At 67.5% G+C, this 16,820-nt stretch carries 15 protein-coding genes; 9 read left to right on the top strand and 6 right to left on the bottom strand.

Annotated features, from left to right (window positions below; genetic code table 11):
* Positions 1-17 precede the first annotated feature (17 nt).
* Positions 18-1,415 carry a class II fumarate hydratase gene (gene fumC, locus AKI39_RS05915; protein ID WP_066633610.1) on the bottom strand — a complete coding sequence of 466 codons (1,398 nt, stop codon included), beginning with the start codon at positions 1,413-1,415 and terminating at the stop codon, positions 18-20.
* 82 nt (positions 1,416-1,497) lie between these two features.
* Here fumC and tsaE point away from each other — a divergent pair, with 82 nt between their 5' ends.
* Positions 1,498-2,034, top strand: coding sequence for a tRNA (adenosine(37)-N6)-threonylcarbamoyltransferase complex ATPase subunit type 1 TsaE (tsaE, locus tag AKI39_RS05910; RefSeq protein WP_066642287.1), 537 nt, complete (start codon positions 1,498-1,500; stop codon positions 2,032-2,034).
* Entirely contained in the window at positions 1,965-3,347 is a 1,383-nt protein-coding gene (locus AKI39_RS05905; RefSeq protein ID WP_066633608.1) for an N-acetylmuramoyl-L-alanine amidase, read from the top strand. The genes tsaE and AKI39_RS05905 overlap by 70 nt, the downstream gene beginning before the upstream one ends.
* Positions 3,348-3,386: 39 nt before the next feature.
* Here AKI39_RS05905 and AKI39_RS05900 read toward each other — a convergent pair whose 3' ends face one another.
* A complete protein-coding gene (locus AKI39_RS05900) occupies positions 3,387-4,046 on the bottom strand; it encodes a VTT domain-containing protein (protein WP_076879665.1) in 660 nt (219 codons plus the stop codon).
* Positions 4,047-4,143: 97 nt separating this feature from the next.
* Here AKI39_RS05900 and mutL point away from each other — a divergent pair, with 97 nt between their 5' ends.
* From mutL to AKI39_RS05885, 3 genes are all read left to right on the top strand, one after another.
* Positions 4,144-6,147 (top strand): DNA mismatch repair endonuclease MutL, encoded by a 2,004-nt coding sequence (mutL, locus tag AKI39_RS05895; protein WP_066633597.1) that lies wholly within the window; start codon positions 4,144-4,146, stop codon positions 6,145-6,147.
* A 24-nt stretch (positions 6,148-6,171) separates the two neighbouring features.
* Complete coding sequence (miaA, locus tag AKI39_RS05890; protein WP_066633594.1) at positions 6,172-7,140, top strand: tRNA (adenosine(37)-N6)-dimethylallyltransferase MiaA; 969 nt, start codon at positions 6,172-6,174, stop codon at positions 7,138-7,140.
* Positions 7,141-7,349: 209 nt separating this feature from the next.
* Positions 7,350-8,114, top strand: coding sequence for a hypothetical protein (locus AKI39_RS05885; RefSeq protein ID WP_145925204.1), 765 nt, complete (start codon positions 7,350-7,352; stop codon positions 8,112-8,114).
* Between the two features lie 81 nt (positions 8,115-8,195).
* Here the strand turns inward: AKI39_RS05885 and purM are convergent, their stop codons facing one another.
* Positions 8,196-9,245, bottom strand: a complete 1,050-nt coding sequence (gene purM / locus AKI39_RS05880; RefSeq protein WP_066633589.1) for a phosphoribosylformylglycinamidine cyclo-ligase — start codon at positions 9,243-9,245, stop codon at positions 8,196-8,198.
* A 156-nt stretch (positions 9,246-9,401) separates the two neighbouring features.
* Here purM and hda point away from each other — a divergent pair, with 156 nt between their 5' ends.
* From hda to AKI39_RS05860, 4 genes are read left to right on the top strand one after another with little or no spacing between them, the layout of a single operon-like run.
* Positions 9,402-10,103, top strand: coding sequence for a DnaA regulatory inactivator Hda (hda, locus tag AKI39_RS05875; protein WP_066633588.1), 702 nt, complete (start codon positions 9,402-9,404; stop codon positions 10,101-10,103).
* Positions 10,100-10,798: an HAD family hydrolase gene (locus AKI39_RS05870; RefSeq protein WP_066633584.1), complete on the top strand. Its 699-nt coding sequence runs from the start codon at positions 10,100-10,102 to the stop codon at positions 10,796-10,798. The genes hda and AKI39_RS05870 overlap by 4 nt, the downstream gene beginning before the upstream one ends.
* A gap of 5 nt (positions 10,799-10,803) precedes the next feature.
* On the top strand, positions 10,804-12,177 hold the full coding sequence (pcnB, locus tag AKI39_RS05865) for a polynucleotide adenylyltransferase PcnB (RefSeq protein ID WP_066633579.1): 1,374 nt from the start codon (positions 10,804-10,806) through the stop codon (positions 12,175-12,177).
* A 4-nt stretch (positions 12,178-12,181) separates the two neighbouring features.
* On the top strand, positions 12,182-12,724 hold the full coding sequence (locus tag AKI39_RS05860; protein ID WP_066633578.1) for a 2-amino-4-hydroxy-6-hydroxymethyldihydropteridine diphosphokinase: 543 nt from the start codon (positions 12,182-12,184) through the stop codon (positions 12,722-12,724).
* Between the two features lies 1 nt (position 12,725).
* Here AKI39_RS05860 and AKI39_RS05855 read toward each other — a convergent pair whose 3' ends face one another.
* The 3 genes from AKI39_RS05855 to AKI39_RS05845 all read right to left on the bottom strand — a co-directional run bounded on the left by AKI39_RS05855 (position 12,726) and on the right by AKI39_RS05845 (position 16,676).
* Positions 12,726-14,135: an MFS transporter gene (locus AKI39_RS05855; protein WP_066633575.1), complete on the bottom strand. Its 1,410-nt coding sequence runs from the start codon at positions 14,133-14,135 to the stop codon at positions 12,726-12,728.
* A 130-nt stretch (positions 14,136-14,265) separates the two neighbouring features.
* A complete protein-coding gene (locus AKI39_RS05850; protein ID WP_066633572.1) occupies positions 14,266-15,786 on the bottom strand; it encodes a fumarate hydratase in 1,521 nt (506 codons plus the stop codon).
* 122 nt (positions 15,787-15,908) lie between these two features.
* Positions 15,909-16,676: a crotonase/enoyl-CoA hydratase family protein gene (locus tag AKI39_RS05845; protein ID WP_066642285.1), complete on the bottom strand. Its 768-nt coding sequence runs from the start codon at positions 16,674-16,676 to the stop codon at positions 15,909-15,911.
* Positions 16,677-16,820: the final 144 nt, after the last annotated feature.

The following is a 16,820-nucleotide window of genomic DNA, read 5'->3' as shown; positions in this document are numbered from 1 at the left end:
AACCCGAATGCCGGCAATTACGGTTTGCGCACGGCGTTGGTCATGTCGGCGGGCACGACCCATTGCTGGAACTGGGCGTCGGTGACATGGCCAAGCTGCAGCGCGGCTTCCTTCAACGACAGGTTCTCCTTGTGCGCCTTCTTGGCGATCTGCGCGGCCTTGTCATAGCCGATGTGGGGATTCAGCGCCGTCACCAGCATCAGCGACCGGTCCACCAGTTCGGCGATGCGCTCGCGGTTGGGCTCGATGCCCTTGGCGCAATGCGCGTTGAAACTGTTCATGCCGTCGGCGAGCAGGCGCACCGACTGCAGGAAGTTGTGTATGAGCAGCGGCTTGAAGACGTTGAGCTCGAAATTGCCGCTGGCGCCGCCGATATTGATCGCCACGTCATTGCCCAGCACCTGGGCGCCCAGCATGGTGATCGCCTCGCACTGCGTGGGATTCACCTTGCCCGGCATGATGGAACTGCCCGGCTCGTTTTCAGGAATGCTGATTTCTCCCAGGCCTGAGCGCGGACCGCTGGCCAGCCACCGCACGTCGTTGGCCAGCTTGATCAGGCCCGCGGCCAGCGTCTTGAGCGCGCCGTGCATGAACAGCAAGCCCTCGTGCGAGGCGAGCGCCTGGAATTTGTTCGGCGCCGACACGAAGGCCGCGCCGGTATCGTGCGCGAGCTGGGCCGACACGCGCGCGCTGAATTCCGGATGCGCGTTCAGGCCGGTGCCGACCGCCGTGCCGCCGATCGCCAACTGGTGCAGGCCGGGCAGCGCCGCGCGTATCTGCTGTTCGGACAGATCGAGCTGCGCGACGTGGCCTGAGAACTCCTGCCCCAGCGTCAGCGGCGTCGCGTCCTGCAAGTGCGTGCGGCCGATCTTGACGATGTCGTAGAACGCGGCGCTCTTTTCCGCCATCGTGGCGCGCAGCGCCTTCAGCGCAGGCAACAGATGCTGTTCCACTTGCACCGCGGCCGCGACGTGCATGGCGGTGGGGAACGTGTCGTTGGACGACTGGCCGCGGTTCACGTGGTCGTTCGGATGCACCTTGCGGCCTTCGCCGCGTTCACCGCCCAGGATTTCCGACGCGCGGTTCGCCAGCACTTCGTTCATGTTCATATTGCTTTGCGTGCCCGACCCCGTCTGCCACACCGACAGGGGAAATTCGTTGGGCCACTTGCCGGCGATGACTTCGTCGGCTGCCTGTACGATGGCATCGGCGATGCCCCGGTCCAGTTCGCCGAGCTGGGCATTGACCTGCGCTGCCGCCTTCTTCAGCCGCGCCATCGCATCGACCAGGGGCACCGGCATCTTCTCCGTGGAGATGGCGAAGAACTGCAGCGATCGCTGCGTCTGCGCGCCCCAGAGATGATCGGCGGGGACGTCGATGGGGCCGAAGGTGTCTTTCTCGGTGCGGGTCTTCATGGCGATGCGGCTCCTTGGTTCGCCTGCGCGGCACGCGCCGGCGGTTTCTATAATCCCCTGTTTTTACCACTCGACCCGCGTCATGTCCGCCCTCAGCAGCCTGACCCTGCATTTGCCCGACGACCGCGCCACCGACGACCTGGCGCGTCGCGTCGCGCCCCTGCTGAACGGCGCGGCCGGCACCGCGGCGCCGGGGGGCCGCATCCACCTTTCCGGGGACCTGGGGGCGGGGAAAACCGCCTTCGTACGCGCCTTGTTGCGGGAAAGCGGCATTAAGGGCCGGATCAAAAGCCCAAGTTATGCGCTGCTTGAATCCTATAAAGTTTCTAACTTATACTTCTATCACTTTGATTTTTATAGATTTAGCGATCCACGCGAGTGGCTGGACGCAGGATTCCGCGATTTACTGCGGGATGATGTGGTCGTCTTGATCGAATGGCCGGAACGGGCGGGGGGCCTTTTACCCCCACCCGATCTGCACATTGACCTGGCCTACGCCGGGCAAGGACGGGATGCCACATTGACCGCGCATACCGCTCGAGGACAACTATGGCTGAACGCGATTGTCCCCCTCCAGGCGCCCCGGTCTCCCGGCGCGCCGTCTCCCGGCGACGCCTGATCGGCGCCGCGGCCACGCTGCTCGTCCTGCCCGTCATTCCCCGCCTGGCGCGGGCCGCCACGATACTGGCGGTACGCACCTGGCCCGCGGACGAATACACGCGCGTCACGCTGGAACTGGACAGCGAACTCAAGGCGGAACAATTCACCCTGGAAAATCCTGACCGCCTCGTGGTCGATATCCAGGGATTGTCCATGAGCCAGTCCCTGAACGACCTGGCGGCCAGGATCCGCCGCGACGATCCGTATATCCGTTCGCTGCGCATCGCGCAGAACCGCCCCAACGTCGTGCGCCTGGTCTTCGATCTGAAGCAAGCCGTGGCGCCGCAGATCTTCACGCTGAAGCCGGTGGCGGACTACCAGTACCGCCTGGTGCTGGACCTGTACCCCAAGGTGGCGCAAGACCCCTTGATGGCGATACTGAAAAAACCCGCCGGACCGGATGTCGACGACCCGCTCGCGCGCATCCTGGAAGACATCTCGCGCAATCCGCCGGGGCCCGCGACCGCCACCATTCCGCCGCCGGCGCCGCTGCCCAATACGCCGCCCACGGTGGCCTTGCCACGTCCTTCCGAACCCTCGCCCAAATTGAGCGGCCGCAAGCGCATGCTGACCATCGCGCTGGATCCCGGCCATGGCGGCGAGGACCCGGGCGCCAGTGGCCAGACCGGCCTGCGGGAAAAAGACGTGGTGCTGCGCATCGCGCATCGCCTGAAGACGCTGATCGACGCGCAACCGAACATGCGCGCCTACCTGACGCGCGACGATGATTATTTCGTGCCGCTGCACGTGCGCGTGCAAAAGGCGCGGCGCGTACGCGCCGATCTGTTCGTATCCATCCACGCGGACGCGTGGATCAAGCCCAGCGCAAGCGGTTCCTCGGTGTTCGCCCTGTCCCAGCGCGGCGCGTCCAGCGCGGCCGCGCGCTGGATGGCCAACAAGGAAAATGCCGCGGACCTGATCGGCGGGGTCAACCTGGGCTCGCACGACGAGCAAGTGGCCAAAGTGCTGCTGGACCTTTCCACCTCGGCGCAGATCCACGATTCGCTGAAACTGGGCAGCGTGCTGCTGGAAGAGATCAAGAAGATCAACCGGCTGCACAAGGACGACGTCGAACAGGCCGGCTTCGCCGTGCTGAAGGCGCCGGACATCCCTTCCATCCTGGTGGAAACCGCCTTCATCAGCAATCCCAATGAAGAAGCGCTGTTGAAATCGTCCGCGCACCAGGACAAGCTGGCGCTGGCGATGTTCACCGGCATCCAGCGCTACCTGACCACCAATCCGCCGCTGGCGCGGGTGGGCGACGTCAGCTGACGATCGAGCCGGCGCCCCGCGGGCAAGCCGGCGCCGTGTTCAATGCTTGGGAATATGCGTCGTGCTGCCATGCCGGCGGCGGACGATCTTCCACAAACCGGCCAGGACCAGCGGCAGTATGGCCGCCCCCAGCCCGATCAGCACGATCAGGTTCAGGCGTTCCTTGACCATCGGGATGTTGCCGAAGAAATAACCGGCCGTCACCAGGCTGCCCACCCACAGGACCGCCCCGCTGATATTGAACAGCTGGAAACGCGCCACGCTCATCTCCGCGACACCGGCCACGAAGGGCGCGAAGGTGCGTACCAGCGGGATGAAGCGCGACAGGACGATGGTCTTGCCGCCGTGCTTTTCGTAGAAGGCATGGGTGCGCATCAGCGCCGAGCGATCCAGGAAGCGCACGTTCATGGAAAAAACCCGAGGCCCGATGTAGCGGCCGATCGCATAGTTCAAGGTGTTGCCGGTGATTGCCGCGATGATCAGCAGCACGGCAAGCAGCATGGGGTCGATATGGCCGGAGGCCCCGAACGCACCGGCGATGAACAGCAGCGAATCGCCCGGCAGGAAAGGCAGGACCACGAAGCCCGTTTCTCCAAACACGATCAGGAACAGCACCAGGTAGACCCAGGAGCCGTACTGGGCGACCCAGACTCCCAGAGTCTGGTCGATGTGCAACACCATATTGAGTAAATCGAGCATGCCAGGGGAATCAGTAAGGAGGGTGGGCCAGCCCGCGACTATAGCCGACCGGGCACCAGGGCTAAAATCGATCGCAAACCCTAGTCATTCCCCGTCCATGTCCGATCGCCGCCCCATCGCCGCCCTTCCCGACCTCTTGATCAGCCAGATCGCCGCCGGCGAGGTCATCGAGCGCCCGGCGTCCGTCCTGAAGGAACTGCTGGAGAACGCGATCGACGCCGGGGCAAGGGCCATCGAAGTCAGGCTCGAAGGCGGCGGCATCCGCCGCATCGCGGTCACCGACGACGGCGGCGGCATCCCGCCCGACGAACTGCCCCTGGCCCTGCGCCGCCACGCGACCAGCAAGATCGCCACGCTGGACGAACTGGAAGCCGTGGGGTCCATGGGGTTTCGCGGCGAAGCGCTGGCGTCCATCGCATCGGTCGCGCGTTTGACGTTGATTTCACGGACGCGCGACGACGCGCACGCCTCGCAGATCGATGCCGGTAGCGGCGAGATCGCGCCGGCGTCCGGACCGCCCGGCACCACCGTGGACGTGCGGCAGCTGTTCGATGCCGTGCCGGCGCGCCGCAAATTCCTGCGCGCCGAGGCGACGGAGTTCGGCCATTGCCTGGATGCCATGGAGCGCATCGCCATGGCGCATCCGGGCATCGCCTTCCGGCTGTTTCATCACGACCGGGCGCATCGCCAATGGCTGCCCGCCGATGCGCCGCAGCGCATCCGCGATGTGCTGGGCGCGGAGTTCGCCGACCAGGGCGTGCTGGTCGATCGTGCCATCGGTCCAGTCGCGCTGACCGGCATGATCACCCGGCCCACCGCCGCACGCGCCCGAGCGGACCGCCAATACCTGTACGTCAACGGACGCTACGTGCGCGATCGCACCGTCAGCCATGCCCTGCGCAGTGCCTATGCCGACGTCCTGCATGGCGACCGGCAGCCGGCCTATGTCCTGTTCCTGGAGATCGATCCGGCGGCGGTCGACGTCAACGTGCATCCGGCCAAGCACGAGGTGCGTTTTCGCGATAGCGGCGCGGTCCACCGCTTCGTTTCCCAGGCCGTCTCCGACGCGCTGGCCCAGACCGGCGGGCAAAGCGTCTTCGCGGGATCGGTCAACGCCGATATGCCGGACCGCCCCGACACCGGCCCCGGCGCGGCGGACGGCGGCGACGGTTTCCGCGCCGGCAGCGCCCACCCGCCGGGAGGCGGCGCCGCGCCGGCGTCGACATACCGCCCCCTCCATCCCGCCTTCCCGGCGCCCAGGCCGCATACGCAAGTGCCCTTCCGGCTGCAAGGCGGCCCGGCGACGGGCGGCGCCGGCGACTGGCAAAGCCTGTACCGTCCGCTGGAGGACGGATCCGGCCATGCCATGCAAGACCCCGCGCGGGGCAGCGGTGAAAGCGCCGCGCCGCCGGCCGTGGTGGACTATGCCGCTGCGCTGGCGGGGGCCGCAGGCGGCCCGTCCGCCATGCCCCTGCGCGAACCGTCGGCGGGCAATGCCGCACTGCCCGACGACGAGGACCACCCGCTGGGCATGGCGCTGGGCCAGTTGCACGGCATCTACATCCTGGCGCAGAACAAGCGCGGCCTCGTCCTCGTCGATATGCACGCCGCCCACGAACGCGTCGTCTACGAGCAGCTGAAATCCGCGCTGGACGCGCGCAGTATGCCGCGCCAGGACCTGCTGGTGCCGGTGGTGTTCAACGCGCAGGAAAAAGACGTCGCGCTGGTCGAGGAATGCGAAGCGCAGCTGGAAGAACTGGGATTCCGCATGCGGCCCGCGGGGCCGGCGTCCATCGCCGTGCGCTCCGTGCCCGCGCTGCTGGCGCGGGGCGACGTGGAATCGCTGGCGCGGGCGCTGCTGCGCGACCTGGCCACGGTGGGCGTATCCCGCCTGCTGACGGAACAGCGCAACGAACTGCTCTCCACCATGGCCTGCCACGGCTCGGTGCGTGCCAATCGCCGCCTGACCCTCGAGGAAATGAACGCCCTGCTACGCCGCATGGAGGCCACCGAACGCGCGGACCAGTGCAATCATGGCCGGCCCACGTGGGTGCAATGGTCGGTATCCGAGCTGGACCGCCTGTTCCTGCGCGGCCAATAACCCCATGAAGAGCCACGCCCAGGCATGACGGCGCGACCCATTCTTTGCCTGACCGGCCCCACCGCGGCCGGCAAGAGCGCCGCCACGCTCGCGCTCGCCCAGCGATGGCCGCTGGAGATCGTGAACGTCGATTCGGCCACCATCTATCGCGGCATGGACATCGGCACGGCGAAGCCCGGCGCCGAGGAACGCGCGCGCGTGCCGCAGCACCTCCTGGACATTCGCGACCCCGCGCAGGCGTATTCGGCCGCGGAATTCCGCGCCGATGCGCTGCGGCTGATCGACGAAATCCATGGCCGCGGCCACGTACCCCTGCTGGCGGGCGGCACCATGCTGTACTTCAAGGCCTTGCGCGAGGGACTGGACGATCTGCCGTCGGCCGACCCGGCGCTACGCGCCTCGCTGGAAGCCCGCGCGGCCGATATAGGCTGGCCGGCCATGCACGCCGAACTGGCGCGGCTGGACCCTGCCACCGCGTCAAGGCTGAAACCCAATGACAGCCAGCGCATCCAGCGCGCGCTGGAAGTCTGCATCGTCAGCGGACAACCGATGTCCGCCCTGCTGCGGCGCTCGACCGAGCCGCGCCAGCAAACCACCGAAGACGCACACCGCTACGTGACGATCAGCCTGGAGCCCACGGATCGCGCGGCGCTGCATGCGCGCATCGCCCAGCGGTTCGACCTCATGCTGGAACAGGGCCTGGTGGACGAGGTGCGCACGCTGCGCGCGCGGGGTGACCTGCACGCGGGTATGCCTTCGATGCGCTGCGTGGGTTACCGCCAGCTATGGACCTTCCTGGATGGCGAGACCGACCTTTCAACTGCCCGCGAACAGGGCATTGCCGCTACCCGCCAGCTGGCCAAGCGGCAATTGACCTGGCTGCGGGCGCAGCCGGACCGCATCGTCGTCGATTGCCTGTCCGCGGACGCCGTGGACCGGGTGGCGGATGCCGGCGCCGAGATCCTGAAGGCGTGGAACGGCCTGCCGGGCTGACCGGGCACCCTGCCGTGCGCGGCGGCTGATTCGACGCACGGATCCTGGGCGGTCTGCCGGACGGGCCACTATTGCATTCGGTGTAAGTCCGCTTGCGTGCCGGCGGACAGCGCCCGCTTGCGTGCCGACCGACAGCGCCCGAAAGGGAACCCGCCCACCCTCATCCGGACACAAAACGCGGTCTGCCGTACATCGCAATGAGAAGGGCCATGAAAGTTCCCAGCACCGCTTCCGCGCCAGCCTGTCCGTCTTTGCTTCCCGACCCGCCATTTGCACCTTTGCCCGCTCCGGTCCATGCATCGCGAAAAGCCGGGGATACCGGCGCCGGCGCTTCTTTCGCCTCGTTCACGCCCTATCGGCCCACGCCCGAAGCCGCCGGGATCGAGCCTGTAGCGATGCCGGTCGATTTCCGGGCAAAACACCCGATAAGGCACTATCAGGGCGACACGGATACCGGCACCCTCGCGGGGCCGCTCTACCCTGTCGAAGAACAGGCGCTCGCGGAGCTGCGCACCGGCCAGGGCAAATATGCCGAATTGCCCATCATCCGCGACATACTCGAGCGATGGCATAAGGCAGGGCCTTCACCGCAAGTCCGTGTGGCGTATGGCAACTGGAGGGATTCCGGATCCCTAGAATTACTGCTCGATGCCCTTGTCGCTGAAATGCAGCTGGACGGATCATGGTTCCGGCTGGCCGGGGCCAATATCGCGCTGGACAGCATCCATGAACGGCTCTCCGCCGCACTGACAGGCGCGCCCTATCGAAGAACCTGGTTGATGAACCGCCAGGCCTGCGACGCACTGTCCGACTGGAGCGCCCTCGACGCGATGGATGACCGCGCCATCGAGAAAAAACTGCGCTTCATAAAAGTGATGGCGGTCGCGTTCCAGGAAACGATGGCCGGGCGCTACTCGAGGAGCCGGGCGGGGCGCTTCCCCCTCGTGTTCCCCGGGCCGCAGGCGTGCGCGTAAGCCCGCGCCACCGCCCCACACCGCCAGGACCGGAGTGCCGGACCGCGCATCGCCATCGCGCCTTCGCCCGCCGCGTTTCCCTTACCGCACCACGGTCCGCGGGGCGTCGCCCTGGCGGGCAACGATTTCGCCGATGCGGTCCACGGTTTCGCCCTGTTCCCGCAGGGTGGCCGCCACGGCGTCGGCCTGCGCCGCGTCCACGACGATGACCATGCCGATTCCGCAGTTGAAGACGCGATGCATTTCCGCGTCCGCCACGCCGCCCTGCTGCTGCAGCCAATCGAACAGGGCCGGCATCCGCCAGGCGTCACGATGCAGCACGGCGGCCACATCGGCCTGCAGGATGCGCGGCACGTTCTCGACCAGGCCGCCGCCGGTGATGTGAGCCAGGCCCTTGATGGCCGCGCCATGGCGGGCCAGCGCCGCCAGCACGGGCTTGACGTAAATGCGGGTGGGGGCCATGACGGCGTCGCCCAGCGTCCGCCCGTCGAATTCCTGTTCCGGCGTGGCGCCGGCGCGATCCAGGATCTTGCGGACCAGCGAATAGCCGTTGGAATGCGCGCCGCTGGAGGCCAGGCCCAGGATGGCGTCGCCCGGCCGGATGGACTTGCCGTCGATGATCGCGGATTTTTCGACCGCGCCGACGGCGAATCCGGCCAGGTCGTATTCGCCGTCCGGATACATGCCCGGCATTTCGGCGGTTTCGCCGCCGATCAGCGCGCAGCCCGCCAGTTCGCAGCCGCGGGCCACGCCGCCGACCACGGCGGCGGCGGTATCCACCGCCAGCTTGCCGCAGGCGAAGTAGTCCAGGAAGAACAAGGGTTCGGCGCCCTGGACCAGGATGTCGTTCACGCTCATGGCCACCAGGTCGATGCCCACGGTATCGTGCCGGTTCCACTGGAAGGCCAGCTTCAGCTTGGTGCCCACGCCATCCGTGCCGGACACCAGCACGGGTTCGCGGTATTTCCCGGGGACTTCGAACAGCGCGCCGAAGCCGCCTATGCCGGCCAGCACGCCGGGCCGCATGGTGCGGGCCGCCAGCGGCTTGATGCGGTCGACCAGGGCGTCGCCCGCGTCGATATCGACACCGGCATCGCGGTAGGTCAGCGGGGCGGAAGGTTGATTTGTCATGAGGAAAACCGTGGGGTATGTAAAAATTGCGGGATTTTTTCGAGTCAGCCCTACTGATTTTACGATGAGCCCACCTTTTCTTCGCCAGCGGGTACCTGGACGGCCCTTCCGCCCGGCCGCGCCTGGCGCCGGCAATGGCCGGGCCGTCTTGTCCACATGAACCGACAGCTGCTGCTAGACGTCCTTCCCGAGCCCGCGCCATCGCTGGGCAACTACATCGCCGGCCCCAATGGCCAGGCGCTGGACGCGGCGCGCCGCCTGTCGCCGGGGGGGGCGCTGTACCTGTGGGGTCCGGCCGGTTGCGGGCGCAGCCACCTGCTGCGCGCGATCGCGGGGGCGCCGGGGGGCCGCTATATCGGCGCCCGCGACGCCGCGGCGGAACTCGCGACCCTGGCGCAGGTCAATCCGGGCGATCCCATGCCGGCCATCGTGGCGGTGGACGACCTGCACCGCATGGACGATGCCGGGCAGGCGGCGCTGTTTGCCTTGTACAATCGCTGGCGCGAATCGGCGGCAACCCAGCATGCCTTCGCCCTGGCCGTCGCCGGCGACCGCGCCCCGTTGGCCATGCCGCTGCGCGAGGACCTGCGCACCCGGCTGGGGTGGGACCTGGTATTCCGCCTCGATCCGCTGTCCGACGCCGACAAACTGGCGGCGCTTTCCGCGCAGGCCGCCGAACGCGGCCTGCAACTGGCGCCGGAAGTCATCAACTGGATGCTCACCCATTACGAGCGCGACATGCGCCGCCTGGCCGCGCTGCTGGACGCCCTGGATCGCTATTCGCTGGCCACGCGCCGGCCCTTGACCATACCGCTGCTGCGCGCAATGCTGGCGGACCCGGATACCCCTACCTCATGACTGCTGCACGCCTGGCCCTCTTCGATCTCGATCACACGCTGCTGCCCCTGGACAGCGATTACCAGTGGGCCGATTTCCTGGCCCGCACGGGGCGCGCCGGCGATCCGGACGAAGCGCGGGCGCGCAACGAAGACCTCATGGTTCGCTACAACCGCGGCGAGCTGACCGCGGAACAATCGGCGGAATTCATGCTGGGGCTGCTGGCCGCCCATACGCCTTTCGAACTGGCCCTGTGGCACGAGCAATACATGGCCGAGGTCATCCGTCCGGCCATCGAAGGCACCGCCGTGCGGCTGGTGCAGGAACACCTCGAAAACGGCGACCTGTGCGCGGTGGTCACCGCCACCAACCACTTCGTCACCGCGCCGATCAGCCGCGCCTTCGGCGTGCCGCACCTGGTCGCAACCCTGCCGGAATACGTCGCCGGCCGCTATACGGGCCGCATCGCGGGTACGCCCAGCTTCAAGGAAGGCAAGGTAGTGCGGGTAAACGAGTGGCTGGCCGGAATGGGCCTGGCCCTTGCGGATTTTTCCGAAACGTTTTTTTATAGCGACTCGATCAACGACGTGCCGCTGCTGGAAGCGGTCACCCGGCCGGTGGCGACCAATCCCAGTCCCGCGCTGCGCGAGCTTGCGCAGGCGAAGGGATGGCAGGTGCTGGATCTGTTTGCCCACATGGAAGATGCGAAGTCCTGAATTCGATGATCACGGAAACCATAAAAAAATTCGTCGCCCGGCTATTCCCGGCACGCGGGCCGCTACGCATCCCGCAAGAGCGCCACGGCATCGACCGCCGCAACGTATCGCGGCATGCCATCAAGGTCTGTGAAGTCCTGCGCCAGGCGGGCTACGAGGCCTATCTCGTCGGGGGCGCGGTGCGCGACCTGATCGTCGGCATCGAACCCAAGGATTTCGACATCGCGACCAACGCCACGCCGGAGCAGATACGCCCGCTGTTCCGGCGCGCCCGCATCATCGGCCGCCGTTTCCAGCTGGTCCACGTGGTCTTCGGCCAGGAAATCATCGAAACGTCGACTTTCCGCGCCTTGGCCACGGAAGACACGGAAACCGACGAACACGGCCGCATCCTGCGCGACAACGTCTTCGGCAGCCAGGAAGAAGACGCGGCGCGCCGCGATTTCACCATGAACGCGCTGTACTACGACCCGCTGACGGAAATCGTCATCGATTACCACAACGGCGTCGCCGACTTGAAAAAGCGCATGGTGCGCATGATCGGCGATCCGGCCAAGCGCTATCGCGAAGACCCGGTGCGCATGCTGCGCGCGGTGCGCTTCGCGGCCAAGCTGAACGGTGCCATCGACGACGACACGCGCGCGCCCATCCAGTCCATGGCCAGCCTGATCGAAAACGTACCGGCCTCGCGCCTGTTCGACGAAATGCTCAAGCTGCTGACCTGTGGCCACGCCATGGATTGCCTGCGGCAGTTGCGGGCCGTGGGCCTGCATCACGGGGTGCTGCCCCTGCTCGACGTGGTGCTGGAACAGCCGCAGGGCGAGCAGTTCGTCGAACTGGCGCTGGAACGCACCGACGCCCGCGTGCGCGCCGGCAAGACCATCAGCCCCAGCTTCCTCTTTGCCGCGCTGTTGTGGCAGCAGGTGGAAGTCCGTTGGCGCGACCTGTGCAAGCAGGGCGAGCTGCCGATACCCGCGCTGCTGCAGGCGGCCGATTCGGTGCTGGACGAACAAACCGAAAAACTGGCCATCCAGCGCCGTTTTTCCGCCGATATGCGCGAAATCTGGTTCATGCAGCCGCGCTTCGAGCGCCGCATGGGCAAGACCATCTATCGCATGCTGGAGCAGCCTCGCTTCCGTGCCGCCTGTGACTTCCTGCAGCTGCGCGCCGCGGCCGGGGAATTCGACAGCGTGCTGGCGCAATGGTGGATGGACCTGGCCAATGCCGACGACGCCACGCGCGCCCAGATGATCGACGAGGCCGCGCGCGCGCCGCGCGCCAAGGGCGATGACGCGGCGGCGCCGCGCCGCCGGCGTTCGCGCCGCCGCAGCAGCGGTGGTGGCGGCCAGGCCGTGGTGGCGCACGGCCACGACGAGTAAAGCCATGGCGGCGTACGGGACAGAGGCCGCGCAATGCGCGCCGTCCGACGCCGCGGCGTCCGGTGCCACCGCCTATATCGGCCTGGGCGCCAACCTGGGCGACGGCGCGGAGACACTGCGCCAGGCCTTGCGCGAACTCGCCGCCACCCCAGGCATCGGCGAATGCGCCGCATCGCCCTTCTACCGATCCGCGCCGGTGGATGCGAGCGGCCCGGATTTCATCAACGCGGTCGCCCGCCTGCGCACCACGCTGCCGCCGCTGGCGCTGCTGGACGCGCTACAAGCGATCGAACAAGCGCATGGCCGCGAACGCCCCTATCGCAATGCCCCCCGCACGCTGGACCTGGATCTGCTGATTTACGGCGACTTGCGGCTGGACTCGCCGCGCTTGACCCTGCCGCATCCGCGCATGCGGGAACGTGCCTTCGTTCTACTGCCGCTGCGCGACCTGGCGCCGGGCATGGTGCTGGACGGTGCAGGCCTGGACACGCTGCTGGCCCGCTGCGGCGGCCAGGCCATCCAGCCCTTGCCTGAATCGCCGGCGTGAATCAAGGCTGGCCGGACGCTGCCGAGGACGGCAAGTGCCCACCCGCGCGGCGGCCGGCAAGCAGCATGGCCGCCGCGGCGATCTGGATGGCGACCGCTCCAGAGAACAGCAGGGCGGTGTGGCCGCTGGTCGATGACGAGCCTGGCTGGCCGGCGTACAGCAGTATCCCGAATATCGCGGGCGCGAACGCATAGCTCGCCTGGGCGATCGCGACGATCAGGGCCACGACCCGCGGGACGTCGGCCGCCGCGAAATCGGCTTGCGCGATGGCCGGCGGCAGCGACGTCGCGTTACCGATACCCATGCCGAATAGCGCCACGCCCGCGGCGATGGGCCACACCGGGCCGCCCCATGCGGCCAGCAGGATGGCGGCGCCCGCGGCCTGGACCCCGTAGCTTGCCGCGGCCACGAGGCGCCTGTCGCCAAACGGCGCGGTGCCCCCCGGTGCCGCGCCGGCCAGCCGGCTTGCCGGCCCCCCGGGCGCAAGCGCCCGTACGGCCACGGTGCGTCCGAGAATCGCGCAGGCCGTGCAGGCACCCATGAGGATTCCGGCCTCCTGCGCCCCCACGATAGGCGCCAGCTGCGTGAACAGGTGCGCCAGCAAGCCGATCTGCGCGAACAGGCCCAGCGCCATGCCCGCCGCCAGCGTCTGGAAGGCGCGGTCACGCCATAGCGCGCCGCCGGGCAATCCGGCCGCCGGGCGGGATCGAGCCGTCCGGCCGCTGGCCTGAATGGCCGCGCCGTCCTTCTCATGCAAGACGGCGCCACCGTCCAGGCCATGCCGGCCGGTGCCGCCGTCCAAGGCTTGCCCCAGCGATTCGGGGGTCCGCGAGAACACCAGACGGCTCATCGCCGCGACGATAAGGACCATCGCCGCCCCCACCACGGCTGCCGCGGCGGGAAACCCCCAGGCATGGATCAACGCCACCCATAAGGGCGAAAAAACCGCGCCGCCCACGCTCGCGCCGTTGTACGCGCGGGCCAAGGCCCCGGGCCGCCCGCCGACATACCAGCGCGCGACGATGGCATTGACGGCCACCGCCCCCATCGCCACCCATCCCGCGCCGCTCAACAGGGCGGCGGCGAACAAGTGCCAGGCGTGCCAGGCCACCGCCCATCCGAACACGCCGATACCGGTCATCACCGCGCCCAAGGTGGTGGTGACCGCCAATCCCAGGCGCGCATGCAGGCGAGGCAGGTTGGCGGCCACCAGCGCGCCGACCAGAAAATGCACCGTCACCGCGGCGGAGACCCGTGTCAACGGCCACCCGGTCCGGGCCGCCACTTCGGCCAGATAGATGGGCGGCCCGTAGAAGCCCGTGCCCCAGCCGAGCATGGCGAGCACGAAGGCGCATCGCACCACCCGTGTGCCGAAGAACCGCGAGGGCGGCAGTGTGCAAGCCAGATGCATGCGAGACGCTCCGATCAGATGGCCACAATGCCGCGACACCCGCGGCACTGCTTGCATTCTGATGCGGATGGAGGGGCCGATGCTTCGGTCCTCGCCGTATCGTGCCCGCCGCCGCTACGCGGCCGGCGCTTCAGGCCACCGCGACCGGGATCTTGCCGATACGGGCCTGCCACTCGCGCGGGCCGGTCGTATGCACCGAGGTACCCTGCGCATCCACGGCCACGGTAACGGGCATATCCTTGACGTCGAACTCGTAGATGGCTTCCATGCCCAGGTCCTCGAAGGCCAGGACCTTGGCGGCGCGGATTGCCTTGGACACCAGGTAGGCCGCGCCACCCACGGCCATCAGGTAGGCCGATTGATGCTTGCGGATGGCGTCGATGGCGACCGGGCCGCGCTCGGACTTGCCTATCATGGCGATCAGGCCGGTCTTGTCCAGCATCATGTCGGTGAACTTGTCCATGCGGGTGGACGTGGTCGGGCCGGCGGGGCCGACGACCTCGTCGCGCACGGGGTCCACCGGGCCGACGTAATAGATCACGCGGTTGCGGAAATCCACCGGCAGCGGCTCGCCCTTGGCCAGCATGTCCTGGATGCGCTTGTGCGCGGCGTCGCGGCCGGTCAGCATCTTGCCCGACAGCAGCAGCGTCTGGCCGGGTTTCCAGCTGGCCACTTCTTCCTTGGTCAGCGTATCCAGGTTGACCTGCCGGGACTTGTTGTAGTCCGGCGCCCAGCGGACTTCCGGCCATTCGGACAGCGACGGCGGCGTCAGATGCGCGGCGCCGCTGCCGTCCAGTTCGAAATGCGCGTGGCGCGTGGCCGCGCAGTTGGGGATCATCGCCACGGGCAGCGAGGCGGCGTGCGTCGGGAAGGTGGCGATCTTGATGTCCAGCACGGTGGTCAGCCCACCCAGGCCCTGCGCGCCGATACCCAGCGCATTGACCTTCTCGTACAGCTCGATGCGCAGCTCTTCCAGCTTGTTCTGCGGGCCGCGCTGCAGCAGCTCGTACATGTCGATATCGTCCATGAGCGACTGCTTGGCCATCAGCATGGCTTTTTCGGCCGTGCCGCCCACGCCGATGCCCAGCATGCCCGGGGGACACCAGCCCGCGCCCATGGTGGGCACCGTCTTCAGCACCCAGTCCACCAGCGAATCGCTGGGATTGAGCATGGCGAACTTGGATTTATTCTCCGACCCGCCCCCCTTGGACGCCAGTTGCACGTCGACCTTGTCGCCGGGCACCAGTTCGACGTTCACGATACAGGGCGTGTTGTCCTTGGTATTGCGGCGGGCGAACAGCGGATCGTCCAGCACGGAGGCGCGCAGCGGGTTGTCCGTGTTCGTATAGCCGCGCCGCACGCCTTCGTCGCACAGTTCCTGCAGGCTGCGCGACGTCTCGAAACGCACGTTCATGCCGACCTTCAGGAAGACGTTGACGATGCCGGTGTCCTGGCACAACGGCCGCTTGCCTTCGGCGCACATGCGCGAATTGGTCAGGATCTGCGCGATGGCGTCGCGCGCCGCCTCGCTTTCCTCGCGCTCGTAGGCGCGCGCCAGGTGGCGGATGTAGTCAACGGGATGGTAGTAGCTGATGAACTGGATGCCATCCGCGATGGACTGGATGAAATCTTCTTCCTTGATGACGGTCATGACGTACGGTAGCGGTAAGGGGTGAGCTGTAGTGGGAGCTTGGGCGGCACCGGCCGGCGGAACCGCGGCGCAAGAGTATAGGACGGCGGGCCGGCTTTGTCGGCGCCGGCCCGCCGGGTCGTTTATTTTCCCTGCCAGACGGGCTTGCGCTTTTCCTTGAAGGCGGTGGAGCCTTCCTTGGCATCGGCGGAAGTGAAAATATGGGCGATCAGGGGCCGCTGGCGATCGAACATGCCGGCCTGCTCCCAGTCGACCGCTTGCGAGACGATGCTCTTGGCGGTCTGCACCGCGAGCGGCGCGTTTTCGACGATGGCGCGGGCCAGCGCCATGGCCTCGGCCAGCGCCTGGCCGGGCTCCGCCAGGCGATTCACCAGGCCGTAGGAATGGGCGCGTTCCGCGCTGAGCATGTCGCCGGTCAGGATGACTTCCATGGCGATGTGGTAGGGCAGGCGGCGGGGCAACCGCAGCATGCCGCCGGATCCCGCCACCAGCCCGCGCTTGACTTCCGGCAAGCCGAAATTGGCGTTGCGGGCGGCGACGATCAGGTCGCAGGCCAGCGCGATCTCGAAGCCGCCGGCCAGGGCAAAGCCTTCCACGGCCGCGATCAGCGGCTTCTTGGGCGGCGCTTCGTTCAGCCCGGCAAAGCCGCGCCCGGGAATCAAGGGCCGCTCGCCGCTCTGCGCGAAGGCTTTCAGGTCCATGCCGGAGGAAAACGTATTATTGGCGCCGGTCAGGATGCCGATGCGCGCGGCCGGGTTGTTGTCCAGCTCGTCCAACGCGGCGGCCATGGCCTGCGCGGTTTCCAGGTTGATGGCATTGCGGGCGTCGGGACGGTTGATGGTAATGGTCTGAATACCGTCGACCAGTTCAACCTTGATCAGGTCGGCCATGGCGTTGTTCTCCTTCCGATGGGCGGCGCGCCGGCTTGCGGGCCCGGGCTGGCCGCGGAAATGGAATGATACGACCAACGCCGGCGGACGATTTTCCGGCAGGCGGGCCGGGTCCAGTAAAATGCCGGGTTTCCTATCGGCAGG

Origin of the sequence: Bordetella sp. H567 (assembly GCF_001704295.1) — a bacterium.
GTDB lineage: Bacteria > Pseudomonadota > Gammaproteobacteria > Burkholderiales > Burkholderiaceae_B > Bordetella_C.
This window is presented reverse-complemented; position numbering and strand designations above follow the sequence as displayed.